The sequence below is a fragment of the Pseudomonas sp. AC016 genome, assembly GCF_979253365.1.
Genome location: NZ_CEEDCC010000001.1, coordinates 3,069,218 through 3,095,927, shown reverse-complemented (window position 1 = coordinate 3,095,927; position 26,710 = coordinate 3,069,218). Strand labels below are relative to the sequence as shown.

23 protein-coding genes are annotated in these 26,710 nt (G+C 61.1%); 12 read left to right on the top strand and 11 right to left on the bottom strand.

Features of this window, described 5'->3' with window-relative positions; all coding sequences use genetic code 11:
• Positions 1-31: 31 nt before the first annotated feature.
• Positions 32-403 carry a cupin domain-containing protein gene (locus AC0IXS_RS14040; RefSeq protein WP_057409570.1) on the bottom strand — a complete coding sequence of 124 codons (372 nt, stop codon included), beginning with the start codon at positions 401-403 and terminating at the stop codon, positions 32-34.
• 237 nt (positions 404-640) lie between these two features.
• Here AC0IXS_RS14040 and AC0IXS_RS14035 point away from each other — a divergent pair, with 237 nt between their 5' ends.
• Entirely contained in the window at positions 641-2,134 is a 1,494-nt protein-coding gene (locus AC0IXS_RS14035; RefSeq protein WP_057409571.1) for an aldehyde dehydrogenase, read from the top strand.
• A 169-nt stretch (positions 2,135-2,303) separates the two neighbouring features.
• Entirely contained in the window at positions 2,304-3,449 is a 1,146-nt protein-coding gene (locus AC0IXS_RS14030) for an MFS transporter (RefSeq protein WP_191957367.1), read from the top strand.
• On the opposite strand, the gene AC0IXS_RS14025 is transcribed toward AC0IXS_RS14030, so the two are convergent.
• Both AC0IXS_RS14025 and AC0IXS_RS14020 read right to left on the bottom strand, forming a co-directional pair.
• On the bottom strand, positions 3,446-5,026 hold the full coding sequence (locus tag AC0IXS_RS14025) for a phospholipase D family protein (RefSeq protein WP_122667950.1): 1,581 nt from the start codon (positions 5,024-5,026) through the stop codon (positions 3,446-3,448). The two genes, AC0IXS_RS14030 and AC0IXS_RS14025, sit on opposite strands and share 4 nt — an antisense overlap.
• A 71-nt stretch (positions 5,027-5,097) precedes the next feature.
• Positions 5,098-6,519 (bottom strand): aminotransferase-like domain-containing protein, encoded by a 1,422-nt coding sequence (locus AC0IXS_RS14020; protein WP_029241362.1) that lies wholly within the window; start codon positions 6,517-6,519, stop codon positions 5,098-5,100.
• Between the two features lie 233 nt (positions 6,520-6,752).
• On the opposite strand from AC0IXS_RS14020, the gene AC0IXS_RS14015 reads away from it, so the two are divergent.
• On the top strand, positions 6,753-7,004 hold the full coding sequence (locus tag AC0IXS_RS14015) for a DUF1127 domain-containing protein (protein ID WP_057409573.1): 252 nt from the start codon (positions 6,753-6,755) through the stop codon (positions 7,002-7,004).
• Between the two features lie 6 nt (positions 7,005-7,010).
• Here the strand turns inward: AC0IXS_RS14015 and AC0IXS_RS14010 are convergent, their stop codons facing one another.
• Positions 7,011-8,324, bottom strand: coding sequence for an NAD(P)/FAD-dependent oxidoreductase (locus AC0IXS_RS14010; RefSeq protein WP_025993196.1), 1,314 nt, complete (start codon positions 8,322-8,324; stop codon positions 7,011-7,013).
• Between the two features lie 106 nt (positions 8,325-8,430).
• Here AC0IXS_RS14010 and AC0IXS_RS14005 point away from each other — a divergent pair, with 106 nt between their 5' ends.
• Positions 8,431-8,784 (top strand): YkgJ family cysteine cluster protein, encoded by a 354-nt coding sequence (locus AC0IXS_RS14005; protein WP_004887135.1) that lies wholly within the window; start codon positions 8,431-8,433, stop codon positions 8,782-8,784.
• Between the two features lie 9 nt (positions 8,785-8,793).
• On the opposite strand, the gene AC0IXS_RS14000 is transcribed toward AC0IXS_RS14005, so the two are convergent.
• Complete coding sequence (locus AC0IXS_RS14000) at positions 8,794-9,282, bottom strand: Lrp/AsnC ligand binding domain-containing protein (RefSeq protein ID WP_057409574.1); 489 nt, start codon at positions 9,280-9,282, stop codon at positions 8,794-8,796.
• 157 nt (positions 9,283-9,439) lie between these two features.
• On the opposite strand from AC0IXS_RS14000, the gene dadA reads away from it, so the two are divergent.
• The 6 genes from dadA (at position 9,440) to AC0IXS_RS13970 (ending at position 15,717) form a co-directional block, all read left to right on the top strand.
• Positions 9,440-10,741 (top strand): D-amino acid dehydrogenase, encoded by a 1,302-nt coding sequence (dadA, locus tag AC0IXS_RS13995; protein WP_025993197.1) that lies wholly within the window; start codon positions 9,440-9,442, stop codon positions 10,739-10,741.
• Positions 10,713-11,066: a RidA family protein gene (locus AC0IXS_RS13990; RefSeq protein ID WP_004887130.1), complete on the top strand. Its 354-nt coding sequence runs from the start codon at positions 10,713-10,715 to the stop codon at positions 11,064-11,066. The genes dadA and AC0IXS_RS13990 overlap by 29 nt, the downstream gene beginning before the upstream one ends.
• Positions 11,067-11,137: 71 nt before the next feature.
• Positions 11,138-12,211 carry an alanine racemase gene (gene alr, locus AC0IXS_RS13985; protein WP_122690908.1) on the top strand — a complete coding sequence of 358 codons (1,074 nt, stop codon included), beginning with the start codon at positions 11,138-11,140 and terminating at the stop codon, positions 12,209-12,211.
• A 129-nt stretch (positions 12,212-12,340) separates the two neighbouring features.
• The gene (locus tag AC0IXS_RS13980) at positions 12,341-12,889 is read left to right on the top strand and encodes a cupin domain-containing protein (RefSeq protein ID WP_004887127.1); all 549 of its coding nucleotides are present in this window, start codon (positions 12,341-12,343) and stop codon (positions 12,887-12,889) included.
• A 183-nt stretch (positions 12,890-13,072) separates the two neighbouring features.
• Positions 13,073-13,495, top strand: coding sequence for a c-type cytochrome (locus AC0IXS_RS13975; RefSeq protein ID WP_057409576.1), 423 nt, complete (start codon positions 13,073-13,075; stop codon positions 13,493-13,495).
• 299 nt (positions 13,496-13,794) lie between these two features.
• Positions 13,795-15,717, top strand: coding sequence for an acetyl-CoA hydrolase/transferase C-terminal domain-containing protein (locus AC0IXS_RS13970; RefSeq protein ID WP_057409577.1), 1,923 nt, complete (start codon positions 13,795-13,797; stop codon positions 15,715-15,717).
• A gap of 414 nt (positions 15,718-16,131) precedes the next feature.
• On the opposite strand, the gene AC0IXS_RS13965 is transcribed toward AC0IXS_RS13970, so the two are convergent.
• From AC0IXS_RS13965 to AC0IXS_RS13955, 3 genes are read right to left on the bottom strand one after another with little or no spacing between them, the layout of a single operon-like run.
• Positions 16,132-16,950: a sulfite exporter TauE/SafE family protein gene (locus AC0IXS_RS13965; protein WP_122667948.1), complete on the bottom strand. Its 819-nt coding sequence runs from the start codon at positions 16,948-16,950 to the stop codon at positions 16,132-16,134.
• Positions 16,943-18,196 carry an NAD(P)/FAD-dependent oxidoreductase gene (locus AC0IXS_RS13960; RefSeq protein ID WP_057410607.1) on the bottom strand — a complete coding sequence of 418 codons (1,254 nt, stop codon included), beginning with the start codon at positions 18,194-18,196 and terminating at the stop codon, positions 16,943-16,945. Before AC0IXS_RS13960 ends, AC0IXS_RS13965 begins: the two co-directional genes overlap by 8 nt.
• 26 nt (positions 18,197-18,222) lie before the next feature.
• Entirely contained in the window at positions 18,223-19,107 is an 885-nt protein-coding gene (locus AC0IXS_RS13955; RefSeq protein WP_320470629.1) for an MBL fold metallo-hydrolase, read from the bottom strand.
• Between the two features lie 280 nt (positions 19,108-19,387).
• Here AC0IXS_RS13955 and AC0IXS_RS13950 point away from each other — a divergent pair, with 280 nt between their 5' ends.
• Positions 19,388-20,707 carry a sigma-54 interaction domain-containing protein gene (locus tag AC0IXS_RS13950; RefSeq protein ID WP_320470630.1) on the top strand — a complete coding sequence of 440 codons (1,320 nt, stop codon included), beginning with the start codon at positions 19,388-19,390 and terminating at the stop codon, positions 20,705-20,707.
• Positions 20,708-20,713: 6 nt separating this feature from the next.
• On the opposite strand, the gene AC0IXS_RS13945 is transcribed toward AC0IXS_RS13950, so the two are convergent.
• Positions 20,714-21,283, bottom strand: coding sequence for a xanthine phosphoribosyltransferase (locus AC0IXS_RS13945; protein ID WP_004887429.1), 570 nt, complete (start codon positions 21,281-21,283; stop codon positions 20,714-20,716).
• Positions 21,284-21,335: 52 nt separating this feature from the next.
• A complete protein-coding gene (rep, locus tag AC0IXS_RS13940) occupies positions 21,336-23,345 on the bottom strand; it encodes a DNA helicase Rep (RefSeq protein WP_004887427.1) in 2,010 nt (669 codons plus the stop codon).
• A 205-nt stretch (positions 23,346-23,550) separates the two neighbouring features.
• Here rep and AC0IXS_RS13935 point away from each other — a divergent pair, with 205 nt between their 5' ends.
• Positions 23,551-25,224, top strand: a complete 1,674-nt coding sequence (locus tag AC0IXS_RS13935) for a putative bifunctional diguanylate cyclase/phosphodiesterase (RefSeq protein ID WP_471824905.1) — start codon at positions 23,551-23,553, stop codon at positions 25,222-25,224.
• Positions 25,225-25,228: 4 nt separating this feature from the next.
• Here the strand turns inward: AC0IXS_RS13935 and AC0IXS_RS13930 are convergent, their stop codons facing one another.
• Complete coding sequence (locus tag AC0IXS_RS13930; RefSeq protein WP_057410610.1) at positions 25,229-26,611, bottom strand: NorM family multidrug efflux MATE transporter; 1,383 nt, start codon at positions 26,609-26,611, stop codon at positions 25,229-25,231.
• Positions 26,612-26,710: the final 99 nt, after the last annotated feature.

Below are 26,710 nucleotides of genomic sequence, written 5' to 3'. Positions count from 1 at the left end.
CAGAGTCATCCATTCGCCCCGTCGTCTGGCGTTACTTATTTATATCTGTGGCCTCGAACACCACATAAATCTTGCGACAGGCTTCCAGCACTTCCCACGTGCCCTTGAAACCTGCCGGGATGACGAACCGGTCTCCGGCCCGCAGCGTCTTGGCGCGACCCTGATCGTCGCGCAGTACTGAAACGCCCTGCACGATCTCGCAGTACTCATGCTCTGTGTAATTGACCTGCCATTGCCCGATCTCACCTTGCCAGACGCCGGCGTTCATCTGTCCGCAGGGGCTGTTGTAGTGGTTGTAGATGGTTTGTTGCGGATCGCCCTTGAACACCTTTTCCGGTGCTGGCCGGTAGTGCTCGGCGGCGGTGCTGGCTTCGCTGAAGTCGACAATGCTTTCGATGCTCATAGTGGCGTGTCCTATAGGCTGATGTGATGGATTTGAGCGGCGTGGCGGGCAATAGTGCCCCCGTTTTGAGTCGTCTGACCGTTTAATAAAATCAACAAATGGCCGCATTAAGCGTTACGGGTGTCAAATATATTGGTTTTGCTACGCGGCTGGTTTAGGGTGGCGGTCACCCCGAAATTGCGAAATGTGTCTTTAATCAATCATGACACACGCCTGTTCAACAACGAGGACATCTGCATGATCGCTCTGACCCGCGCCGACTGGGAAAAGCGTGCCCAGAACCTGAAGATTGAAGGTCGCGCCTTCATTCAGGGTGAGTACACACCCGCTGCGTCCGGCGAAACCTTCGATTGCATCAGTCCGGTGGATGGCCGCGTCCTGGCCAGTATCGCCAGTTGCGATGCTGCCGACGCCGAGCGCGCCATCGCCAGTGCTCGCAGCACCTTCAACTCGGGCGTCTGGTCTCGCCTGGCTCCGTCCAAACGCAAGGCGGCCATGATCCGTTTCGCAGGGCTTCTGAAGCAGAATGCCGACGAGCTGGCGCTGCTTGAAACGCTGGACATGGGCAAGCCGATCAGCGACTCGCTGGGTGTCGACATTCCAGGTGCCGCCAACGCGCTGAGCTGGAGTGGCGAGGCCATCGACAAGCTGTATGACGAAGTCGCTGCGACCCCCCATGATCAGTTGGGTCTCGTGACGCGCGAGCCGGTCGGTGTGGTCGCTGCCATCGTGCCGTGGAATTTCCCGCTGATGATGGCCTGCTGGAAGCTCGGTCCTGCGCTGTCGACGGGTAACTCCGTAGTGCTCAAGCCTTCGGAAAAATCGCCACTGACGGCCATTCGTATTGCGCAACTGGCCATAGAGGCGGGCATTCCCGCAGGCGTGCTCAATGTGCTGCCGGGCTACGGCCACACCGTCGGCAAGGCGCTGGCACTGCACATGGACGTAGACACCGTGGTGTTTACCGGTTCGACGAAGATCGCCAAACAGTTGCTGATCTACTCCGGCGAATCGAACATGAAGCGTGTCTGGCTGGAAGCGGGCGGCAAGAGTCCGAACATCGTGTTTGCCGATGCGCCTGATCTGGAAGCCGCTGCCCACGCTGCCGCCAGTGCAATTGCTTTCAACCAGGGCGAGGTGTGCACGGCCGGGTCGCGTCTGCTGGTCGAGCGCTCCATCAAGGACCGTTTCCTGCCGCTGGTCATCGAAGCCCTCAAGGGCTGGAAGCCGGGCAACCCGCTGGACCCGGCCACCAATGTGGGTGCGCTGGTCGATACCCAACAGATGGACACCGTGCTGTCCTACATCGAAGCCGGTCATGCCGATGGCGCCAAACTGGTCGCGGGCGGCAAGCGCATCATGGAAGAAACCGGCGGCACCTACGTCGAGCCGACGATCTTCGATGGCGTGAACAACGCCATGCGAATCGCTCAGGAAGAAATCTTCGGGCCTGTGCTGTCGGTATTGACTTTCGATACCGCCGAAGAGGCCATCGAGATTGCCAACGACACGCAATACGGCCTTGCCGCTGCTGTCTGGACTTCCAATATCTCCAAGGCGCACCTGACCGCCAAGGCCCTGCGCGCCGGTAGTGTCTGGATCAACCAGTACGACGGTGGCGACATGACTGCGCCGTTCGGTGGCTTCAAGCAGTCGGGCAACGGCCGTGACAAGTCACTGCACGCGTTCGACAAATACACCGAGTTGAAAGCGACCTGGATCAAGCTGTAAGTTAGTTGTTCTCCTTAAGCGTCCCCGTTCAGCGCGGGGACGCTTGATCGTTCCCATGCTCTGCGTGGTAACGCCGCTCAGGACGCTCTGCGTCCGCTCTCGAATGTGACGCAAAGCGATGGGCACGATCAGCTTTCGGCTTTGAATCTTCACCCGCAGGAACACGGAAATGCGTTGGGGTACTTATTTTGCCGTTCTGGCCTCGATCCTGAGTGTCGGTCTGGCTATTGGCGTCAGTATGCCGCTGGTTTCGCTGAGGCTCGCGGACTGGGGATACGGCACGTTTGCCATCGGCGTGATGGCGGCGATGCCTGCGGTCGGTGTGTTGGTCGGCGCAGGCGTGGCCAGCGCGCTGGCCTCGCGGTTCGGGACGGCCAACCTGATGCGGCTGTGTCTGTGGTGCGGGGCGGTGTCAGTCGGGGCTTTGGCGTTGCTGCCGTACTACCCGGTCTGGCTGGTCCTGCGCCTGATGCTGGGCATGATCCTGACCATCGTTTTCGTGCTGGGTGAAAGCTGGATCAACCAGTTGGTAATCGAGCGCCTGCGCGGACGGCTCGTTGCGCTGTATGGCAGCACCTACGCACTCAGTCAGCTCGCAGGCCCGCTGTTGCTGGGCTTCATCGGCACCGAGGCCGACTACGGTTTCTGGATCGGCGTGCTGCTCATGACGTGTTCCCCGTTGCTCCTGCTGGGCCGAACCGGTGCCCCTTCCACAGAGTCAGCCAGCGTGACCTTTGCCGACCTGCTCGGGTTCTGTCGCGGCATGCCGGCCATCGCGGGCGCGGTTGCGCTGTTTGCAGCGTTCGAGGCGCTGATCCTGACGCTGCTGCCGATCTACTGCATCCGGCATGGCTTCACGCCTGAAATCGCCTTGATGATGGTCAGCGCTGTCGTGGTTGGCGACGCGGTGCTGCAGCTGCCGATTGGTCTGCTGGCAGACAAGATCTCTCGCCGCACGCTGTTCACCGGCTGCGCGAGCGCGTTGATGCTGTCCAGTCTGGCCATTCCGTTACTGGTCAACACCGTGGTGATCTGGCCGCTTTGGGTGCTGTTCGGTGCCAGCGCTGGCGGACTGTTCACGCTGTCGTTGATTCTGATCGGCGAACGCTATCGCGACGATGCGCTGGTGCGGGCCAACGCGCATGTGGCTCAGCTCTGGGGTATAGGGTGTCTGCTCGGGCCTCTGGCCGCAGGCGCGGGCAGTCAGTGGATCAGCATTGATGCCTTGCCGCTGTTGATGGCGGCAGGGGCGTTCGGCCTGCTGATCCTGACCATGAGGCGCGGGGCGTTCGGCTTGAGCGCTGCGCAGGCTTAGAGCATCCGCTCCAGGCCGATTGCTTTGCTCATCCAGGCGTTGAAGCGCCGCCACCAGTCGCCGGGCTCGGTGTACAGCGTGTGGATGACGCCATTGTCCTCGGTCACCCAGACCACCTTGCCATCTTCCAGCTTCGCCTGGTAAGTGAGTGAAGGCGCCATACCCTGCAGCGTCAGTTCACGCAGCTCTTCGGCCAGCTCCGGGCTGTCGACCAGCACACCGACCTCTGTGTTCCACAGCACCGAACGCGGGTCGAAATTGAACGAGCCGACGAACACCTTGCGGCGATCGAAAATCATCGCCTTGCTGTGCAGGCTGGATTCGGAGCTGACCAGCGACTGGCTTTTCCTGAACAGGTGCGGGCCGCTGCCGCGCATGGTTTCGACATCGCCCGGCTGACGGCGCAGCTCGAACAGCTTGACGCCATGTTCCAGCAACGCCTTGCGGTAGGGCGCATAACCTCCGTGCACGGCGGGTACATCGGTGGCTTCCAGCGAGTTGGTCAGCAGGCTGACGTCCACACCCGCATCGGCGCGGCCGGTGAGGTACAGCAGGCCTTCCTGACCCGGCACGAAGTAGGCCGAGATCAGCATCAGTTCCTTGCGGGTATTGAGCAGTTCCGGAGCCAGTTGTGTGGTCAGCAGCAGATGCGGGTCGGGTTCGCCCTGCGCGAGCACCTTGGTCGGCGCGTCCCACAATGCCTGGTTCCAGGCCCAGACCAGTTCGTTGAGCCAGGTCTTCATACGCGGTTCGGTCTTGTAGGCCATCAGGCGCTCATACAGCGCCCTGTGCTGCTGATGCGCCTCCTCCAGCGAGGCCGCCAACCGTTTTCTGGCCTTGGCCAGGTCCTTGGTGTCCGGCAGGAAATACATAAAGTCATCGATCGGCTTGCTCAGCGTGCTGTTCCAGTACTGATCGAAGCTATGTCCCAGCTGTTCGGCGACCGGTCCAACGCTGAGCATGTCGATGTCGGTGAAATTCAGGTTGGGCTCGGCGTCGAAATACTCGTCACCCAGGTTGCGCCCGCCGACGATGGCCACGCTGTTGTCCGCCAGCCACAGCTTGTTGTGCATGCGTCGATGCTGGCGCGAGAGATTCATCAGCCTGCCGAGGCTGCGGGTGATGCCCGTCTCGCGTCCCAGGTTCTGCGGATTGAACAGGCGGATCTGAATGTTCGGGTGCGCGGCGAGGGTGGCGATAGCCTGATCCAGGCCGTCGCTGGTGGTGTCGTCCAGCAGGATGCGCACGCGCACGCCACGGTCGGCGGCGTTGAGCAGCTCGTCGATCAGCGCCCGGGTGCTCAGGCCGTCATGGACGATGTAGTACTGCAGATCGAGGCTGCTTTTGGCATTGCGGATCAGCTCGGCACGCGCCTTGAACGCGTCACTGCTGTCGGGCAGCAGACGAAAGCCCGAGCGCCCTTCGTGAGGCTGCGCCATCGTCTGGATCGACCGGCCGAAGGCTGAATCCGAAGACGCAATGGCCTGGCTTGGCTCACCGAGTGGTGCTTGATGTGCGCAACCGCTGACGCACAGCGCAACCAGCAGGGAAAAGGGCAAGGCCCATGAGTTCTTCAAATTGATATCCACAACCAGGCTTGGCTCGACTTGGCGATAAGACCGGCAAAAGCGGGAAAAATTTGCCAACGTCAGTCATTTTGCGCAATCAGCTGCGAGATGGTCTCGCCAACGATGCGTACTGCGCTCTCGATTTTCGGTGTCGGCTTGGCAGCGTAGTTCATGCGCAGGCAATTGCGGTACTTGCCCGAGGCGGAAAAGATACTGCCCACGGCGATCTGTACGTTCTTGCTCAGCAGTGCGCGGTTGAGACGCACGGTGTCGAAGTCTTCGGCCAGTTCCACCCACAGCATGAAGCTGCCCTGCGGGCGACTGACCCGCGTACCCTGCGGAAAATAGCGCATGACCCAATCGATCATCACGTCGCGGCTGCGCTGGTACTGCGTGCGCATGCGGCGCAGGTGCGGTTCGTAATGCCCGCCTTCGATGAAGTCGGCAATCGCCAGTTGCGGCTGCGGCGCTGTCGAGCCGGTGCCGATGTATTTCATGTGCAGCACCCGCTCCAGGTAGCGCCCGGGCGCGACCCAGCCGATGCGCAAACCCGGCGCGAGGGTCTTGGAAAACGAACTGCACAGCAGCACGCGACCGTCCTCGTCGAAGGACTTGATGGTGCGCGGGCGCGGGTACGAGAAGGACAGATCGCCGTACACATCGTCTTCGATGATTGCCACGTCGAAGCGCTGCGCCAGCATCAACAGGGCTCGCTTGCGCTCTTCCGGCATCACGTAGCCCAACGGATTGTTGCAACTGGGCGTCAACTGAATCGCCTTGATCGGCCATTGCTCCAGCGCCAGCTCCAGTGCTTCAAGGCTGATGCCGGTCAGCGGGTCGGTGGGGATTTCCAGCGCCTTCATGCCCAGGCCCTTGAGGGTCTGCATGGCGCCGAAAAAGCTCGGCGAATCCACCGCCACGATGTCACCGGGCGAGCAGACGGCGCGGATGCTCGCCGACAGCGCTTCGTGACAGCCCGAGGTAATGATCAGGTCATTGGCGGTCAGATTGCAGCCGGAGTCGAGCAACAGGCGGGCGATCTGTTCGCGAAGTGTATGCACGCCGTGGATGTTGTCGTAATACAGACCGGGCATGTCCTGATGGCGACTCAACTGGCCCAGCGCGCGCATCAGCGGTTTCAGGGTCGGGCTGGACACGTCCGGCATCCCGCGCCCCAGTTGGGTGACCGCCTCACGGGGCGATACCCGGATCAGGTCCAGCACCTGATCCCACTGCGAGATATCCACAGGTCGCTGCACCGGACGCCCCACCACGGGAAGCGCCGGAGCCTGGCGGGAAGCCGAAACGAAGTAGCCTGATTTGGGTTTCGGTGTCGCCAGTCCACTGTCCTCCAGCACCCTGTATGCCTGCTGCACCGTACTCAGGCTGACACCATGTTCGACGCTGAGCGCGCGCACGGAAGGCAGGCGGTCGCCGGGGCGATAGAAACCCTTTTCGATCCGCGAGCCCAGCATTTCGGCAAGGTTGACGTACAGCGTCATGGCGTACTCTCAAAATTAATTTAGCAATGAAGCAATACAGATGACGAAAAAATACAGCATTCAGGATCCTTTTTGAATTGTCTGTATGGAAAATATAAGTCGTTTTTGAATCTGTAATGGTTTGGCAATCCCCTTCATCATGGATTCACGCTCACCACTCAAGCGTTGGGAACGATCGTTGTCAGGGCTGGTGTGTTGAGCGGTGGAAACCCACCCCGATGGAGGAACCGGAAATGAACGGGTTCAGCGACGTACGATTAGCGTTTCACAGCCAGGAACTGAACGAGAGCCAGCCAGTGGTGTTCAAGGCCGTTCAGAACAACCGTGTCTGCGTGCCGACGGGCATGAGCCGCTGGGCGCTGTATCGTCATCGCTGGACATCCCGCCGCGCATTGCTGGAACTGACGGATGACCAGCTTCGCGATATCGGCATCGACTTTCGGCAGGCCAGAGTCGAGGCAATGAAGTCTTTCTGGAGGGAATAGCGCGGGTCAACGCAGCTCTTTCAAACGGTGCCAGAGCATGCCCAGCGCCAGTAGCGGCGAGCGCAGGTGTTTGCCGCCGGGAAAGGTCATGTGCGGGACTTTCGCGAACAGTTCGAAGCCATCGCTGTGCTGTCCGGCGATGGCTTCGGCCAACAGGCGGCCCGCCAGGTGCGTGGCGTTCACGCCGTGGCCGGAATAGGCCTGGGCGTAGTACACGTTTGGCTGATCCCTTAGCCGCCCGATCTGCGGCAGGCGGTTGGCCCCGATGCCAATCATGCCGCCCCACTGATAATCGATCTTCACGCCAGCCAGTTGCGGGAACACCTCCAGCATTTTCGGTCGCATGTAAGCGGCAATGTCCTGCGGGTCACGGCCCGAATAATGACAGGCACCGCCGAACAGCAGGCGCCGGTCAGCGGAAAGCCGGTAGTAATCCACCGTCACGCGCTGGTCGCAGACCGCCATGTCCTGCGGCAGCAGTTCATTGGCTTGTGCCGGGCTCAAGGGTTCGGTCGCGATGATGTAGCTGCCTGCGGGCAGTACCTTGCCGCTGATCTCCGGGTTGAGGTCCTTCAGGTAAGCGTTGCAGCCCAGCACCAGAGTCTTGGCCAGCACCGAGCCCTGCGCGGTGTGCACCTTGACCTGCGGGCCGTAGTCGATGCGCGTCACCTCGGAATGTTCGAACAACTGCACACCCAGTGACTGCGCCACAGCGGCTTCGCCCAACGCCAGATTCAAGGGATGCAAATGCCCGGAGCCCATGTCGATCAGTCCGCCGACATAACGATCCGAGCCCACTACGCTGCGCATCTGGTCTGGCGGCACCAGTTCCAGCTCATGCCGATAACCCAGGCTGCGCAGTTCTTCGGCGTCTTCGGCCAGATGGGTCATGTCGCGCGGTTTGTTGGCCAGGTCGCAGTAGCCCCATTTAAGCGCGCAATCGATGCCATGCCTTTCAACCCGCTGGCGCACGATTTCGACCGCCTCGATGCCCATCAGCTTGAGCTGACGCACCCCGTCGTTACCAATGACATTGGCGAACTGCTCCACGCCATGCCCGACGCCGCGAATCAACTGACCGCCATTGCGCCCGCTGGCACCCCAGCCGATCCTGCGGGCTTCCAGCAACGCCACGCTCAAACCGCGCTCGGCCAGTTCTATGGCCGTGTTGAGCCCGGAGAACCCGCCGCCGACCACGCACACATCGACCTTAACCTCGCCTTGCAATGCCGGATGATCCGGCTGCGGATGGCTGCTGGCGGCGTAGTACGAGGCGGTGTGCGAGTCTTGATGAGCGGGGTGCTGAACGCGGGCGTTCATGGACATGTCCTGTTGGCGGCGCTGTAAAGTCTCGGCAGGATAAGCTGCTGTCATGGACCTGCCAACTCAGGCAAAATCCCTGCATTGTGTCCGGGTGATCGTTTCAATGAGCTGCAACCTTCAGAAAGTCCGCGAGCTGCGCCGCCAGATTCCTTCGTTCGAGTGCGTGCCCGGCTGCCACGACTGCTGCGGTCCGGTGACCACCTCGTCCGAAGAAATGGCCCGCCTGCCGCGCAAGACTGCCGCCGAGCAGGAAGCGGCATTGAACGAGCTGAACTGCGTGCACCTCGGGCCTCAGGGCTGCACGGTATACGACGAACGCCCGCTGATCTGTCGCCTGTTCGGCACCACTGAAACCCTGCCATGCCCCAACGGCCGCCGCCCGGTCGAACTGATCCATCCGCGGGTCGAAAAGCAGATCCACACTTATATCGCTTCGACCCGGCAGGTGCTGGTGTAAGCGTACAGTTCAGTCGGCAATCGGCAGGTTCAGGCTCTCTTTCACTTCTTCCATCACAATGTAGCTCTTGGACTCGCGCACATGCGGCAGCTTGAGCAGGATGTCGCCCAGCAGTTTCCGGTAGGACGCCATTTCGGAAATGCGCGCTTTCACCAGATAGTCGAAGTCTCCCGATACCAGATGACACTCCAGCACGTGGGGCAATTTCAGCACCGCGCGGCGGAACTCCTCGAACGTGTCGCCAGACTTGTAATCCAGGCTGATCTCCACGAATACCAGCAGACTGGCCTTGAGGCTTTGCGGGTTCAGCCGGGCGTTGTAGCCCATGATGATGCCTTCGCGCTCCAGCCTGCGGACCCGTTCGGTGCAAGGTGTGGTTGACAGGCCGACCTGCTCGCCCAGTTCGGTGAACGAGATGCGTCCATCCGCCTGCAGGATTCGCAGGATATTGCGATCTATCTTGTCCAGCTCACGTTTTGACTGGTGTTGGGTGCGCAAGATTTATATCCCCTCTACGAAAGCAATCTTTGCCGTGGATTAACACCGAATATAGACATTTATACAGTTAAAAGCACTGCTCGATGCTCAATATACTGGCCACATCCTTGCTTAAAACTTCAAAACGTCAGCGGATATCCGCGATGAGGTCATCGACATGCGCGTTCTGGTCCTTGGTGGTGGTGTGATCGGTATAACCAGTGCCTACTATCTGGCGCGGTCAGGCTTTCAGGTCACAGTGGTTGATCGTCAGCCAGCTGCCGCCATGGAAACCAGTTTTGCCAACGCCGGTCAGGTCTCGCCGGGCTACGCTTCGCCGTGGGCCGCGCCGGGTGTGCCGCTCAAGGCGATCAAGTGGTTGCTGCAGCGCCACGCACCGCTGGCGATCAAGGCCACGGCCGATATCGATCAGTATCTGTGGATGGCGCAAATGCTGCGCAACTGCACGGCCAGCCGTTATGCCGTGAACAAGGAGCGTATGGTGCGTCTGTCCGAGTACAGCCGCGACTGTCTCGACGAGTTGCGTCTGGAAACCGGCATCGCTTACGAAGGCCGCAGCCTGGGCACCACCCAATTGTTCCGCACTCAGGCGCAACTCGATAACGCCGCCAAGGATATCGCTGTGCTCGAGCAGTCCGGCGTGCCTTACGAGTTGCTCGACCGCGAAGGCATCGCCCGCGTCGAACCCGCGCTGGCGGGCGTGACCGGAATACTCAGCGGTGCGCTGCGCCTGCCCAACGATCAGACCGGCGATTGCCAGCTGTTCACCACGCGTCTGGCCGAAATGGCCGAGAAACTGGGTGTCGAGTTCCGTTACGGGCAGAGCATCGAGCGTCTGGATTTTGCCGGTGACCGCATCAATGGTGTGTGGATCGACGGCAAACTGGAAACCGCTGACCGCTATGTACTGGCACTGGGCAGCTACTCGCCGAAGCTGCTCAAGCCGCTGGGCATCAAGGCTCCGGTCTACCCGCTCAAGGGCTACTCGCTGACGATCCCGATCACCAATGCGGCCATGGCCCCGACCTCGACCATTCTCGACGAGACCTACAAGGTCGCAATCACCCGGTTCGACAACCGTATCCGCGTCGGCGGCATGGCTGAAATCGCCGGTTTTGACCTGTCGCTCAACCCGCGTCGGCGCGAAACACTGGAGATGATCGTCGGTGACCTCTATCCTCAGGGCGGCGACCTGACCCAGGCCAGTTTCTGGACCGGGCTGCGTCCTACCACGCCGGATGGCACGCCGATCGTGGGTGCCACGCCGTTCCGCAACCTGTTCCTCAACACCGGCCACGGCACATTGGGCTGGACGATGGCGTGCGGTTCCGGCCGTTTGCTCGCCGACCTCATGGCTCGCAAGACACCCCAGATCAGTGCCGAAGGCCTTGATATCTCTCGCTATGGCAGTACCCAGGAGAACGCAAAGCATGTCAATCCAGCGCCAGCTCACCAATGAGCGCATGAGTCAGATCGTCGTCCACAACGGCACCGTCTATTTGTCGGGCCAGGTGGGTGATGACATGACCGCCGGTGTCGAGAAGCAGACCCAGGAAACGCTGGACAGCATCGAGCGTCTGCTCGATCTGGCAGGCACCGACAAGACCCGTATCCTGTCCGTGACCATTTACCTGAAAGACATCGATGCCGACTTCGCAGGCATGAACAGCGTGTGGGACAAGTGGCTGCCAAAAGGCGTCGCTCCGGCCCGCGCTACCGTCGAAGCCAAGTTGTGCGAACCGGAAATTCTGGTCGAGCTGTCGGTGGTCGCTGCACTGCCATAACGTTTCCCTGGCCCGGCGACGCACCCTCGGCGTCGGGCTTTTTTACAACCTCTTCAGGCAATACCTTTCCCATGCGTCCAGCTCGCGCCCTTGTCGATCTTCAAGCCCTGCGTCACAACTACCAGTTGGCCCGCGAAAGCACCGGCGCGAAAGCGCTCGCCGTGATCAAGGCCGATGCCTACGGCCATGGGGCCGTGCGTGTCGCGCAGGCGCTGGAAGCGATGGCAGACGGATTTGCAGTCGCGTGCATCGAAGAAGCGCTGGAGTTGCGTGCCGCCGGTATCACCGCGCCGATTTTGCTGCTGGAAGGCTTTTTCGAGGCCGATGAGCTGGCGCTGATTGCTCAGCATGACCTGTGGACGGTCGTGCACTCGATGTGGCAGCTGGAGGCAGTCGAGCAGGCACGTCTCGCCAGGCCCATCATGGTGTGGCTCAAACTGGACACCGGCATGCACCGTGTCGGCCTGCATCCGTCGGAGTACCGCAGCGCGTATCAGCGTCTGCTGGCAACCGGCAAGGTGGCCAGGATTGTGCTGATGAGCCATTTTTCGCGTGCCGACGAATTGAACTGTTCGACCAGCGATGATCAGGTCGCGGTGTTTGAAGCGGCTCGTGAGGGACTCGCGGCAGAGACCAGCCTGAAAAACTCGCCCGCCGTGCTGGGCTGGCCGACCATTCACAGCGACTGGGTGCGGCCCGGCATCATGCTCTATGGCGCCACGCCGTTCGGCGAGTCGCAGCCGCTGGCGGATCGCCTGCAACCGGTCATGACGCTGGAATCGAAGATCATCAGCGTCCGCGAGCTGGCTGCAGGTGAGCCTGTGGGTTACGGCGCTACCTTCGTGACGGATCGTCCTTCGCGCATTGGGGTTGTGGCCATGGGTTACGCCGACGGTTACCCGCGTCAGGCGCCGACCGGAACACCGGTATTCATCGACGGCCAGCCCTCCAGGCTGGTAGGTCGTGTGTCCATGGACATGCTGAGTGTTGACCTGACCGGTCTGCCTCAGGCAGGTCTGGGCAGTCGCGTCGAACTCTGGGGCAAGAACGTGCTGGCCAGCGACGTAGCTGCACACGCGGGCACCATTCCCTATCAGATCTTCTGCAATCTGCGCCGAGTGCCGCGGGTCTATTCCGAAGGCTGAGCCGTAACGCCTTTCAACAGCCGCCGCCCCTCATGTTCCGGTCGCCGCTCGAGTGTTGTAAATATCGAACGCTGTGCCATCATGGCGTTCATAACAACCTGACCTGACTGAATCCGGGGGAATACCGCATTGGACGTGGGTGAACGACTGCAATCGATCCGCAAGCTCAAGGGCCTGTCCCAGCGTGAACTCGCCAAGCGTGCAGGCGTGACCAACAGCACCATTTCCATGATCGAGAAGAACAGCGTCAGCCCGTCGATCAGCTCCCTGCGCAAGGTGCTGGGCGGTATTCCCATGTCGATGGTCGAATTCTTTTCCGAAGAAATCGAAGCCGAGAACCCGACTCAGGTTGTTTACAAGGCCAGCGAACTGATCGATATCTCGGACGGTGCGGTGACCATGAAGCTGGTCGGCAAATCGCATCAGGGTCGCGCCATCGCCTTTCTCACCGAAACCTACCCGCCGGGTGCCGACACGGGTGAGGAAATGCTGGTTCATGAGGGTGAGGAAACCGGGATCATCGTCGAAGGGCGCCTGGAACTGGTGGTCGGTCTGGACACGTACATCCTCGAAGTCGGCGACAGCTATTACTTCGAAAGCACCCGTCCGCACCGTTTTCGCAATCCGTTCGACGCCCCGGCGCGACTAATCAGCGCAGCCACTCCTGCCAACTTCTGACCGCCGTTGATCCGCAGGCCCTGTTTTCAGGCGCTTTGCGGCGTTGTGGCGGCGGGTCGTGTTCGTCGCCGAATGCATCTTTCCGACTGTGGGCACATTTCGGCTCCGCCAGCTGACCGCTATACTTTTTCAGCCTGCCAGCCCGTTCCGCAGGTGTGATCCAGTCACCTTGAGGGCGTTAGCGTGAACCTGACAAACAAGCTTCTGGCCGTCGCCGCGGCACTGGCGTTCTGGGCACTCAACGCTCAGGCGGCGAGCAATGAAGAGATCGCCAGACGGCTCGAGCCGGTCGGGCAGGTCTGTGTTCAGGGCAAGGAGTGTCCGGGCGTGCAGGTCGCAGGTTCTGCCAGGGCGGGCGGTCCCAGATCACCGGATGATGTGATAGCCAAACACTGCACCGTCTGCCACAGCGGCGTCATGCTCAACGCGCCTAGAATCGGCGACACCGCGGCCTGGAAAAAGCGTTCGGATGCGGAAAACGGCCTCGACGGCCTGCTGGCCAAAGCCATCACCGGCATCAATGCCATGCCGCCCAAGGGCACGTGTGGCGACTGCTCGGATGAAGACCTCAAGGCTGCCATTCAAAAAATGTCCGGGTTGAAGTAATCATTTGGGCTGCTGATCGAGCTGATCTTCCGGGCTCGTCGGTTAACACAAGTTTCGCAGCAGATACCGGATTGTGGGAGGCGGCTTGCCGGCGATGACGTCAGCCCAGTCACTGATACTGCGCTGCAGAAAACGCCTCGCCGGCAAGCCGCCTCCCACGGGAGATCTATTCAGTCAGCCATTGTTGTTTTGGTTCTGGAGCGGGCGCAGAACATGAAACGATCAAATCACACGCCACGCAGCACTTTCCCGCCCGCACCTGTCCAAGCTGCATCCAATAACAAATCAGGAGAGCTGGGATGCCGCAGTCCTGTTCCATCGAGCAAGCCGTTGATCATGTTCTTTCGCAGTTGCCCGAGCATATTCACCTCGGCATGCCGTTGGGGCTGGGCAAACCCAATCGTTTCGTCAACGCGCTGTATCAACGGATCAGTGAGTTGCCCGAGCGGCGGCTGACCATCTACACCGCGCTGAGTCTGGGCCGACCGACACCGGGCGAAGGTTTGCAGGCGCGCTTTCTTGAGCCATTTCTGGAACGCACCTTCGGTGATTATCCCGAACTCGACTTTCTGGCCGCACTGCGTCGCGACAGCCTGCCGGGCAACATCCGTGTTCAGCAGTTCTTCATGCAGCCAGGCAGCCTGCTCAACAGCGAGTCCGCCCAGCAGGACTACGTCAGCAGCAATTACAGTCACGCAGCCCGCGATATCAATGCCTGTGGCCTGAACCTTGTCGCGCAGCTGGTGGCACGTGACGATCAACGGCCCGGCAAGCTGAGCCTCAGTTGCAACCCGGACGTGACCCTCGACCTGCTGCCGATGATCGCCAAGCGACGTGCGGCGGGCGAGACCATTCTGATCCTTGGGCAGGTCCACACGGATTTGCCCTACATGCCCGGCGACTCGGAACTGGATAGCGTGGCGTTCGACCTGCTGCTGGACGAAGAGGAACGCAGCACGCTGTTCTCCACCCCGAACATGCCGGTGGGCTATCAGGACCATCTGATCGGCCTGCATGCCAGCACCCTGGTGCGTGACGGCGGCACGCTGCAGATCGGCATCGGCTCGATGGGCGATGCGCTGACCGGCGCCTTGCTGGCCCGTCAGGCGGACAACGAAACCTGGCGCGCCTTGCTGGCCGAGTTGAACATGAGCAACTGGCAGACCCTGATTGACCGTGAAGGCGGGATGCAGCCCTTTGCCAGCGGTCTGTACGGTTGCAGCGAAATGTTCGTCAACGGTCTGCTGGTGCTGGCCGATGCCGGGATCATCCGGCGCAAGGTGTACCCCGATGCCGAGCTGCAACGGCTGGCCAACATGGGCACGCTGGATGAAAACGCTCATCCCGATGGCGTCGTGGTGCACGGTGGCTTCTTCCTCGGCCCGACCAGCTTCTACGAGCGACTGCGCGAGTTGCCTGCCGAGCGGCTGGCGCAATTCAACATGACCGCCATCAGCTACATCAACGAATTGTACGGACATGAAGAGCTCAAGCGCTTGCAGCGCCGCGATGCGCGGTTCATCAACAGTGCGTTCACCGTCACGCTGATGGGCGCTGCGGTGGCCGATCAGCTTGAAGATGGACGTGTGCTCAGTGGTGTAGGCGGGCAATACAACTTCGTGGCCCAGGCCCACGCGCTGGAAGACGCTCGCTCGATTCTGATGCTGCGCAGCTGGCGAGAGTCGGGTGGCGAGACCACCTCCAATATCGTCTGGGAATACGGCCACACGACCATTCCCCGGCACCTGCGCGACATCGTTGTGACCGAATATGGCATCGCCGACTTGCGCGGTCAGACGGATGCGACTGTCATCGAGCGGCTGTTGAACATCAGTGACTCGCGCTTTCAAGGTGGCCTGATCGAACAGGCACAAAAGGCTGGCAAACTGCCGAAGAATTTCAGCCTGGATCCGCGCTTCACTCAAAACACGCCAGAGCGTCTGCAGGACATTGCTTCACGCTATCCCGCGCTGTTCACTGAATACCCGCTGGGCTGCGACTTCACCCCGCAGGAGCGCGACCTGCTGAGAGCGTTGAACTGGCTGAAGGGAAAATTCAAGATCACCGAGATTCTGGAGCTGGGCAAGGCTACCCTCGACGCGCCGGAGCCTGATGCGTACATGGAGCATCTGCAGCGCATGCAGCTTGATCAGCCACAGGGATTGCGCGAAGAACTGTATCAAAGGCTGCTGTTGGCCGGATTGCAGAACACAGCCCAATGATCGCTCCCGCTCTGCGCTCATCGTTATACACAAGTCCTCTTGGAGGAATACGATGATCGTGCCCATCGCTCCGCGTGGGCATGCCTCCCGTGACGCTCCGCGTCACAAATGGCACAGATTGCGGATTCAGTGAGCCGAGCGCATGACGTGGATAACGCTGGAGCTTGTCCACGCATCTGCGCCACATTCAAGAGCGGACGCGGAGCGTCCTGGGAGGCATTCCCACGCGGAGCGTAGGAACGATCCGCATGATCTCAAGCACGCCGATCATGCCCATGCTTGTGCTCAGCGTTATCCCCGAGTCTTGCTGCGACCACGGGGTATGCATTCAGTCAGTCACTTTCGTTTTTGCCCCCGTTTTGCGCGTCTTGCGGACTTGTGGATAACGATGAACGCGGAGTAAGGGCAGGCTCATCAGGTCGACAGCGCTGAGATGGCCAGCATGCCTGCCGCAACAATCCCGCATCCGGCAAACAACTGCTGCAACCGAGGCCCGGCCAGATAGCGCGAGATGTGTCTGCCCGCCAACAAGCCGAGCATCGCACCCAGTGCAAACGGCAGGCCTATGGTCCAGTGCATGACGCCGCTCAAGGAAGCGCTGATAACGCTACCGGTCGACACCAGAGCAATCACCGCCAGCGATGTCGCCATGACGCTTTTCATGTCCAGATCGGTGTAGCGCGTCAGCGCAGGCACGATCACGAAACCGCCGCCCACGCCGAGCAGGCCGGACAGCAGTCCCGAGCCGATGCCGGTCATCGTCAGCGCGCGCAAGCACGGCATGGTCCAGCGCAGGCGACCTTGCAGCGGATTGAGTACACAGGGCAGCACGTCGGCACGCGGCGCGGGTTTGCCGTCGCGCAATTCACGCTGGGCCCTGAGCAGCATGCGTGAGCAGGCATACAGCAACACGGCGGAGAAAATCAGCGCCAGCGGCTCATTGGGCAGGCGGTGAGCCAGCCATAGCCCTATCGGCGCCATCACGATGCCGATCCCGGCGATATAAGCCGCAGCGCGATAACGCACAATGCCTTGCCGCAAACCCAGCACCGCGCCCACGCCAGCAGCCATACCCACGGCCAGCAAACCGACGGGTGCCGCCTCGACAATCGACAACCCGAGCCCGAACACCAGCAACGGCACCGCAAGGATGCCGCCGCCCGCGCCAGTCAGTGCCAGCACCGCGCCAATGATCGCGCCCAGACCCGCCCCCAACAGTTGATGTTCATCCATGTCTGGCAGCGGCCTTTTTCGGTTTGACCAGCCACTCGCGGCCCTTGAGCATGCCGTGCCAGTAGAGCGGCGGCAGCACCCGTTCTTTCAGCCACCACGCCAGGCGCGTTGGCTGGCGTCCGTTGAGCAGCCATTGTGGAAAGCTCGGCGCGACTTTCCCGCCATACAGAAATTCGGCGAGTACGATCCTGCCTTTCTCGACCGTCAGCGGGCACGAGCCATAGCCATCGTAGGCAACCGGATCAGACAGACGCCCCATCGCCACCAGCACGTTGTGGGCAACCACGGGCGCCTGCTTTCGGGCGGCGGCCGCAGTCTTGGCGTTGCTGGTGTTGGTGGCATCACCCAGGCCATGCACATTGGCAAACTGCTTATGACGGAGCGTGGCCGGATCCACGTCCATCCAACCTGCGGCGTCAGCCAGCGGGCTGTTACGAATGAAGTCCGGTGCGGTCTGCGGCGGCACGACATGCAGCATCTCGAAGCCCTGCTCGACGGTTTCACTGACGCCATCGGGCCCGGTGCGGACAAAAGTGGCGAGTTTGCCTGGCCCATCGACCGCGACCAGTTTGTGGCTGAATTGCAGGTCGATGGCATAGCGATCGACATACTCCATGAGGGCCGGAACATAATCCGCCACGCCGAACAGCACGGCACCGGCATTAAAGAATTGCGTCTTTATCTGCCCCTGACGACCTGCCTTGCGCCAGTGATCGCAGGACAGGTACATCGCCTTTTGCGGCGCACCCGCGCACTTGATCGGCATCGGTGGCTGGGTGAACAGCGCACGGCCTTGCTTCAGGTTTTGAACCAGCTTCCAGGTATAGGGTGCCAGATCGTAACGGTAGTTGGAGGTCACGCCGTTGCTACCCAGCGTTTCGACCAGCCCGTCGATGGCGGCCCAGTCCAGCTTTATCCCAGGGCAGACCACCAGTTGCTGATAACCGAGCGTGCGGCCGTCCTGCAGCGTCAGGCTGTTGAGTTGCGGTTCGAAACTCGCCACGGCGGCCTTGATCCATTGCACGCCCTCGGGAATCAGCGACGCCATGCTGCGGGCGGTGGCCTCGGGCGAGAAGATGCCCGCGCCGACCATCGTCCAGCCAGGCTGGTAATAGTGCGTGTCGGCCGGATCGATGAGCGTGATGTTCAGTGTCTTGTCGCGGGCGAGCAGGCTTGCGGCGGTCGAGATACCGGCAGCGCCGGCCCCGACGATCAGAATCTGGCAGGAAGTGTTTGAGGCAGTCATTGCAGAAGTCCGGAAGCTGGCTGGATTCAGAGAGAATTGAGCGGGATTTTCAGATAGCGCACGCCGTTGTCTTCAGGCTCGGGCAGGTGTCCGCAACGCATGTTGACCTGCACCGAGGGCAGCATGAGCACCGGCATTTCCAGCGTTGCATCGCGGGTTTCGCGCATGCTGACGAACGCGTCTTCGTCGATGCCGTCCCGTACATGAATATTGCTGGCGCGCTGTTCGGCCACGGTGGTCATGTACTTGAGCGCCCGGCCGTTGGGCAGGTAGTCGTGGCACATGAACAGCAGGGTCTGCGGCGGCAGGTCCAGAAGCCTGCGGATCGATCGGTACAGTGTGCGTGCGCTGGCGCCGGGGAAGTCGCAGCGCGCAGTGCCATAGTCGGGCATGAACAGCGTATCGCCAACGAACGCCACGGTCTGACCGCCGATCTCGACCAGGTAGCTCATGCAGGCAGGCGTATGCCCCGGTGTGTGCAGCGCCCGGGCTTGCAGCGAGCCAATGGCGAACGTCGCGCCATCGTCCAGCAGTACATCGAACTGGCTGCCATCGCGGGCAAAGTCGCCCGGTGCATTGAACAGCGCGCCGAAGGTTTCCTGAACCTGGGTAATGTGCCGGCCAATTGCGATCTGCCCGGTCAGGTGTTCTTTCAGATAGGCCGCAGCGGACAGGTGATCGGCGTGCACGTGGGTTTCCAGAATCCACTGCACCGAAGCCTGCAAGGCCCGCACGCGGCCGATCATCCGGTCGGCCGACTCGGTGTGGGTACGACCGGATTTGGGATCGTAATCGAGCACGCTGTCGATGATTGCACACTGTTTGCTGGGCAGGTCCATCACCAGATAACTGACGGTCCAGGTGTGGCTGTCGAACAGTGCTTCGACGTATAGCGTTTCACCGATGATCATCTTCGAATCTCCCTGACTGTAAATCGCTCATACCCGCAGTGGCAGGCAAGGCGGTTGGCAGTTTCGATAGACATTACAAGTAACATGCCAACCGGAGCGAGAGCAGGCTTGGATCCCTTGTTTGAAGTGCTTTCGTCAGGTTGATGCAGAGCGCTGCACGTGTCTGGTTTTCGACGTTACTGCCACTTTCTGGCAGTAAAGTGGCAGTCATTGGCAGTATCTGGCAGCTCGATCGGGTAAGCTTCACCACGCTTACCCTGCGCCCGCAACAGGAACCTTCATGTCTCTCATCGCCTCCGACTCGTCTGGCCGCCGCATGCAGTCACTGGTGTCCTACCTTGAACACGATGCGCGTCCTACCATCGTGCTCGACACCGACTACAACATCATTGCTGCGAACACTGCCTACCAGCGTCAGTTCGGGGTCGAGGGCGTGCCGCATGTGGGCGAGAAGTGTTATCGGGTGTCGCATCAATACGCGGTGCCCTGCGATCAGGCCGGCGAGCACTGCCCCATGCGCAAGGCGCACGAAACGAAGCTGCCGGAGCGCCTTCTGCATATTCACCACACCCCGCGTGGTCCGGAGCATGTGGATGTCGAACTGCGTCCGATCCTGGGTGATCGGGGCGAAGTGATTGCCTACGTCGAGCGCCTGAGTTCGGTGGCCGTGGCCTCGGTTCAACCTCAGCGGCATGGGCTGGTGGGTCGGTCGGCCGCGTTCAAGGATGTCCTGGCTGCGCTGCAACGCGCCGCGCCCGCGCAGATTCCGGTGTTGCTGCAAGGTGAATCCGGCACTGGCAAGGAGCTGTTCGCTCGCGCTCTGCACGCCAGCAGCTCGCGCTCCGCCGGACCACTGGTGGTCGTGGACTGCACCGGGCTGACCGAAACGCTGCTGGAGAGCGAGCTGTTCGGCTACGAGAAGGGCGCATTCACTGGCGCGCTGCAACGCAAGACCGGCCTGGCCGAAGCGGCCCATGGCGGTACGCTGTTTCTCGACGAGATCGGTGAGGTGCCGTTGGCGATGCAGGTCAAACTGCTTCGGCTGATCGAGTCGGGCAGCTTCCGCCCGGTGGGCAGTCTGAGAACGGTGCATTCTGACTTCCGGCTGGTGACCGCAACCCACAAGCCACTCAAGGACATGGTGGCCGAGGGCAGTTTTCGGCAGGACCTGTTCTATCGCATCAGTGCCTTCCCGATCCGACTGCCCGCGTTGCGCGAGCGCACCGATGACCTGGCGCTGCTGATCGACAGTCTGTTGCAGCGCAGCTCGCAGGGTCCGGTGCCGCGTATCGATACCGAGGCCATGAAGCTGCTGCGGTTGTACAGCTACCCCGGCAATATCCGTGAGCTGCGCAATATTCTCGACCGTGCCCGATTGTTCACCGACGACGGGGTAATTCGCGTGCAGGATCTGCCTGACGAAGTACGCGGGCATAACGAGGCGGGACGTGTGCTGCATCGCCGTCAGGACGACGGACTGGAGAAGCTCGCCCACGCGCTCAGCGTATTTCAGGGCTCACGCAGCGAGCTGGCGAAAGAGCTGGGGTTGAGCGAGCGCACCCTGTATCGACGGTTGCGCGCGCTCGGTGTGCTGAACTGAACGCTGTTATTTGAAGGTGACGACGCCGTCAGCCAGCGATTCGACCCGGGCCAGTGACTCGACGCGATAGCCCTGCGCGTCCAGCTCGGCGCGGCCGCCCTGGAACGACTTCTCGATCACGATACCCAGTCCGGCAACGGTGGCGCCCGCCTGCTTGATGATCGAAATCAGCGCCTGCGAGGCTTTGCCGTTGGCCAGGAAGTCATCGATGATCAACACATGGTCGTCGCTGCTCAGGTGACGCGGCGAGATCGCGACAGTGCTTTCGACCTGTTTGGTGAACGAGTACACCGTGGCCGACAGCAGGTTTTCAGTCAGGGTCAGCGACTGATGCTTGCGCGCGAAGATCACCGGCACGCCCATGTTGAGGCCTGCCATGACTGCTGGCGCGATGCCCGACGCTTCAATGGTGACGATCTTGGTGACGCCCGAGTCGGCGAACAGCCGGGCGAACTCGTCGCCAATGGCTTTCATCAGAGCCGGGTCGATCTGATGATTGAGGAACGCGTCGACCTTCAGGACCTGGTCGGACAGTACGATGCCTTCTTCGCGAATCTTCTTGTGCAGTGCTTCCACTTCGGTTCCTTGGGTGCGCCATTGCGCAATAAATGATCGATTCTTGTGCCGGTCAGCGTTTCAGCATGGCGCGGATATCCGCCAGGGCCGTGTTGCCGCGTACCGCCTTGACCTCAGTCGGGGTGTCGTCGTTGCCCTCCCAGGCCAGATCGTCGGGCGGCAGCTCGTCCAGAAAACGGCTGGGCGCGCAGTCGATGATTTCGCCGTACTGCTTGCGCTTGGCGGCGAAGGTAAAGGCCAGGGTCTGGCGCGCACGGGTGATGCCCACGTAGGCCAGACGACGCTCTTCTTCGATGGTGTCGGCTTCGATGCTGGAACGGTGAGGAAGTATTTCCTCTTCCATGCCCATGATGAACACGTAGGGAAACTCCAGACCCTTGGACGCGTGCAGGGTCATCATCTGCACACCTTCGGCGCCGTCTTCCTCTTCCTGCTGACGTTCGAGCATGTCGCGCAGGACCAGCTTGCCGATGGCTTCCTCGATGGTCATGCCGCCTTCTTCGTCCTTCTCCAGCGTGTTCTTCAACGCTTCGATCAGGAACCAGACGTTGCTCATGCGGTAGTCGGCGGCTTTCTCGCTGGAGCTGTTCTGGCGCAGCCAGTTCTCGTAATCGATATCCATGACCATGCTGCGCAGCGCGGCGATGGGGTCGTTTTGCGCGCATTGCTGACGCACCCCATCCATCCAGCGCTTGAAGCGTTGCAGGCGGTCGGTGAAACGGCTGTCCAGATGCTCGCCCAGACCGATTTCGTCGGTGGCGGCGTACATCGAAATCTTGCGCTCGGTGGCGTAGTTGCCGAGTTTCTCCAGCGTGGTCGAGCCGATTTCCCGACGCGGTACGTTGATGACCCGCAGAAAGGCGTTGTCGTCGTCCGGGTTCACGAGCAGGCGGAAATAGGCCATCAGGTCTTTCACTTCCTGACGGCCGAAGAAACTGTTGCCGCCCGAAAGCCGGTACGGAATCTGATGGTGCTGAAGTTTCAGTTCGATCAGCTTGGCCTGATAGTTACCGCGGTACAGGATCGCAAAGTCGCTGTAAGGCCGGTCGGTGCGCAGGTGCAGGGTGAGAATTTCCACGGCGACGCGCTCGGCTTCAGCGTCTTCGTTGCGGCAGCGGATGACCCGGATCTCGTCGCCGTGGCCCATCTCGGACCAGAGCTGTTTCTCGAATTCGTGCGGGTTGTTGGAAATCAGCACGTTGGCGCAGCGCAGGATGCGGCTGGTGGAGCGGTAGTTCTGCTCCAGCATCACGACTTTCAACGACGGGTAGTCGTCCTTGAGCAGCATCAGGTTTTCCGGCCGTGCGCCACGCCAGGCATAGATCGACTGGTCGTCGTCGCCTACCACGGTGAACTGGTGGCGGGTGCCGATCAGCAGTTTGACCAGCAGGTATTGGCTGGCGTTGGTGTCCTGATATTCGTCCACCAGCAGGTAGCGGACCTTGTTCTGCCACTTTTCCAGAATGTCGGCGTGTTCCTGGAACAGCTTCACCGGCAGCAGGATCAGGTCGTCGAAGTCCACCGCGTTGTAAGCCTTGAGCGTGCGCTGATAGTGGGTGTAGACGATGGCGGCGGTCTGTTCCTTGGGGTTGCGCGAGTTTTCCAGCGCTTCGGCAGGCAGGATCAGGTCGTTTTTCCAGGCACCGATCATGTTCTTGATTTCGTCGACGCCGTCGTCGCCCGAATACTCTTTCTGCATGATGTCGGTCATCAATGCCTTGACGTCGGTCTCGTCAAAGATCGAGAAGCCCGGCTTGTAACCCAGCCGCGTGTGCTCCTTGCGGATGACGTTGAGGCCCAGGTTGTGGAACGTCGACACCGTCAGGCCGCGTCCTTCACCCGCCCTGAGCAGCGTGCCGACCCGCTCCTTCATCTCGCGCGCAGCCTTGTTGGTAAAGGTCATGGCGACGATGTACTGGGCCTTGATGCCGCAGTTCTGGATCAGGTGCGCGATCTTGCGCGTGATCACGCTGGTTTTGCCGGAGCCTGCACCGGCGAGCACCAAAAGAGGGCCGCCGACGTAGTTCACCGCTTCCTGTTGCCGGGGATTGAGTCGGGACATGACGGTCTGAAAAGTCGCTTGCGAAAAGGTCGGGCATTTTAGCAGGCCAGCAGGTTTCATGCGGCGGTCATCGCAGAAAGGTGGTAACGGCTATCTAATTTCTGCTTTTTTGTTACATTTGCGCCGCGGCGCGAAGAGAAGTGTATTCGTCGCGTTCCCGAGAGGGCGCGACCATCGTTTTTTCCTTTGAACTTAGGAAGTTAGATTGCCTACGCCTGTCGAACCCTTGCGGTTGCTTTTGCTGACACAAGAGCCATCCTGGCAGACGCTGTTGAGCGGTTGTCTGACCGATCCGGGCCATGCGGTCACGCTGTTGCACGCTGCCGACTGGCAGACGTTCTCTACCCGCTACGGCAACGAACGCAACACGGTGTTGTTCACCACCCCCGGCCTGCAGCCGCCTACCGGCAGTTGCACCTTGCCGATGGTGGTGCTGCTCGACGAAGAGCCGCTGGTGGGGCCGACCGGCGTCAATGACTGGCTGGTGCGCGATGCGCTGACGGATGACACCCTTCGTCGCTGCCTGCGGCATGTTCGTGAGCGAAGCCGTCTCGAAGAAAACCTGCAGCGTCTGGCCGGACAGGACACGCTGACCGGGATCGCCAACCGACAGGGGTTTCAGGCCATGCTGGCCGCACGTCTTGCCGGTGGCAACCATCTGGCGCTCGGGCATCTGGACCTGGACGACTTTCGCCGCGCCAATGACGCCTTGGGTTATCAGGCCGGTGACCGGCTGATTCTGCAGGTCGTGGGACGGGTGAAGAACCAGCTCCATGCCGGCGACCAGATCGCCCGGTTGGGTGGCGACGAATTCGCTCTGCTGATCGATACCAATCAAGACGCGGAGCGGGCGACGCAAGTGGCCGAGCGCATTACCGACGCTCTGGCCGAGCCCTACTGGATCGGCGGGGAAAGCCTGTTACTCGGCTGCAGTCTGGGCATTGCTCATTCACAGGCCGAGGCGGGCGCCGACTCGTTGATGTGGCACGCCCACATCGCCATGCGTCAGGCCAAGAGTCTCAATGGCTGCACGTTTCATCTGTTCGACGAAAGCATCAATCGCAACGCCCGCAGCCTGGCGGACCTGGAAGGCGAGTTGCGCCGTGGGCTGCGCCGCGACGAACTGGAACTGCATTACCAGCCTCGGCTGTGTCTGAGCACCGGCCGGGTGGTCGGGCTGGAAGCGTTGGTGCGCTGGCGTCATCCCGAGCGTGGGCTGCTGTCACCCGACGAATTCGTGCCGCTGGCCGAGCAAAGCGGTCTGATCGTGCCGCTGGGTTACTGGGTCATCTTCCGTGCCCTGAGCGATATGCAAATGCTCCGTGAGCACGGTTTCGCGCCGTTGCACATGGCGATCAACCTCTCGTTCCGGCAGTTTCAGGACAGTCAGCTGCTGGCGACCCTGAACCGTCTGATCGCTCAGCACGACATCGACGCGCACTGGCTGGAGTTCGAACTGACCGAAACCGCCGTCATGCGACGCAGCGATCAGGTCCGGCAGACCATGGACGCCCTCGGACGCCTGGGTGTGCGTTTCTCGCTGGATGACTTCGGTACGGGTTACTCGTCCTTCATGCACCTCAACAGCCTGCCGATCACGCTGCTCAAGATCGACAAAAGCTTTGTCGGTGAAATGGAAACCCGCGAGGAGAACCGCAAGCTGGTGCATGCCATGATCAATCTGGCGCACAACCTGAGTCTGGAGGTAGTCGCCGAAGGGGTTGAAACACCGGGGCAACTGGCGCTGTTGCGCGGTTTTGCCTGCGATCAGTTGCAGGGTTACCTGATCAGCAGACCGCTGCCGATGCCGCAACTGGTCGAATGGCTGAAATCGGACGCGAGTGGTTGTGAAGCGTCCCGCAGTCCCGCGTCTTCCTGACGCGTCAGCCCATCACGGTCTCGCCGACCGGGTGCTTGCGCAGCAGCCTTGCGGTTTTCCATTCGAATGCGCCGGTGAGTGCCACGGCCGAGCAGAGCAGGCCCAGCGCCAGACCCCACCACACGCCCGGAGCCCCGCCGTTGGCGGAAAAGCCCAGCAGCCACGCGGCAGGCGCCGCGATCAGCCAATAGCAGAGCAGGCCGACCAGGAAGGTCGTGCGCGCATCCTTGAGTCCGCGAATCGCGCCCATCGCAATGGTCTGTGTGCCGTCGAAGAATTCGAACCAGGCCGCAATGGCCAGCAACTGCACGGCCATGACCACGATGTCGGCGAACGCCGGGTCGTTGATGTCCAGAAACAGCCCGATGATCTGATGCGGTGCCAGCCAGAACAGCAGGCCGAACAGCAGCATCACCGTGCCGCCGAAACCAATCCCCAGACGTCCTGCAGTACGGGCCATGAGCATGTTGCCAGCGCCATAGTGCTGACCGATGCGCATGGTCACGGCGTAGGAAATGCCGACCGGCACCATGAAGGCCATGGACACCGTCTGCAGCGCGATCTGGTGCGCCGCCATCTGGGTGCTGCCCATCGCGCCCATGCAGAACGCAGCAAAGGTGAACAGCCCGACTTCAACGGCGTAGGTGCCGCCAATCGGCAGGCCCAGACGCCACAACTCGGCCAGATGGCTGCGTGAGAGCTTCGACAGCCCTTTGCGAATCGGATACGCCGCATAGGCCGGGTGCCGCCCGATGTGCAACGCCAGCGCAAGCGCCATGCAGTTGGTCACGATGGCCGTGACCAAGCCTATGCCCATCAGGCCCAGATTGGGCAGGCCGAACCATTGATGGATCAGCACGTAGTTGAGCAGGTAATTGGCGACGGCCCCGATCAGGCTGATGGTCATCACCGGCCGGGCGCGGCCGAGCGCGCTGGTGAAGCCGCGCAGGGCCATGAAGCTGAGCAGTCCGGGCAGAGCCAGCGGCAGGGTGATCAAGAATTGAGCGGCCATGTGCACGTTGGCTTCAGCCTGGCCGAATTGCAGCAGGATGGGTTCCAGATTCCAAAGAATCAGCGCCGCTACCAACGCCATGCCCCACGCCAGCCACAGTCCGGCCTGCGTCAACCGGGCCGCGCCTTCGGTATCGCCTGCGCCGTGGCGAATGGAAACCAGCGTGCCGACAGCCGCCATCACACCCACACAGAAAAACGAGATGAAGTTATAAGTGGCCGCGCCGAGACCGCCGCCAGCCAAAGCTTCAGGACCGATCTTGCCCATCATCACCGTGTCGGTGAACACCATCAGCATGTGCGCCATCTGCGAGGCGATCAGCGGCCCGGCGAGGCGCAGGATGATCCAGAGTTCTTTGAGGGCGGGCTGTTGCATGGTAACGATGCTCTACGGCGGAAGGACTGATGAGCCGCTTATTGTCGGCATTCGAGGTCAAAAGCACAAAGCGATAAATCCGATGCTCAGCATGACTAA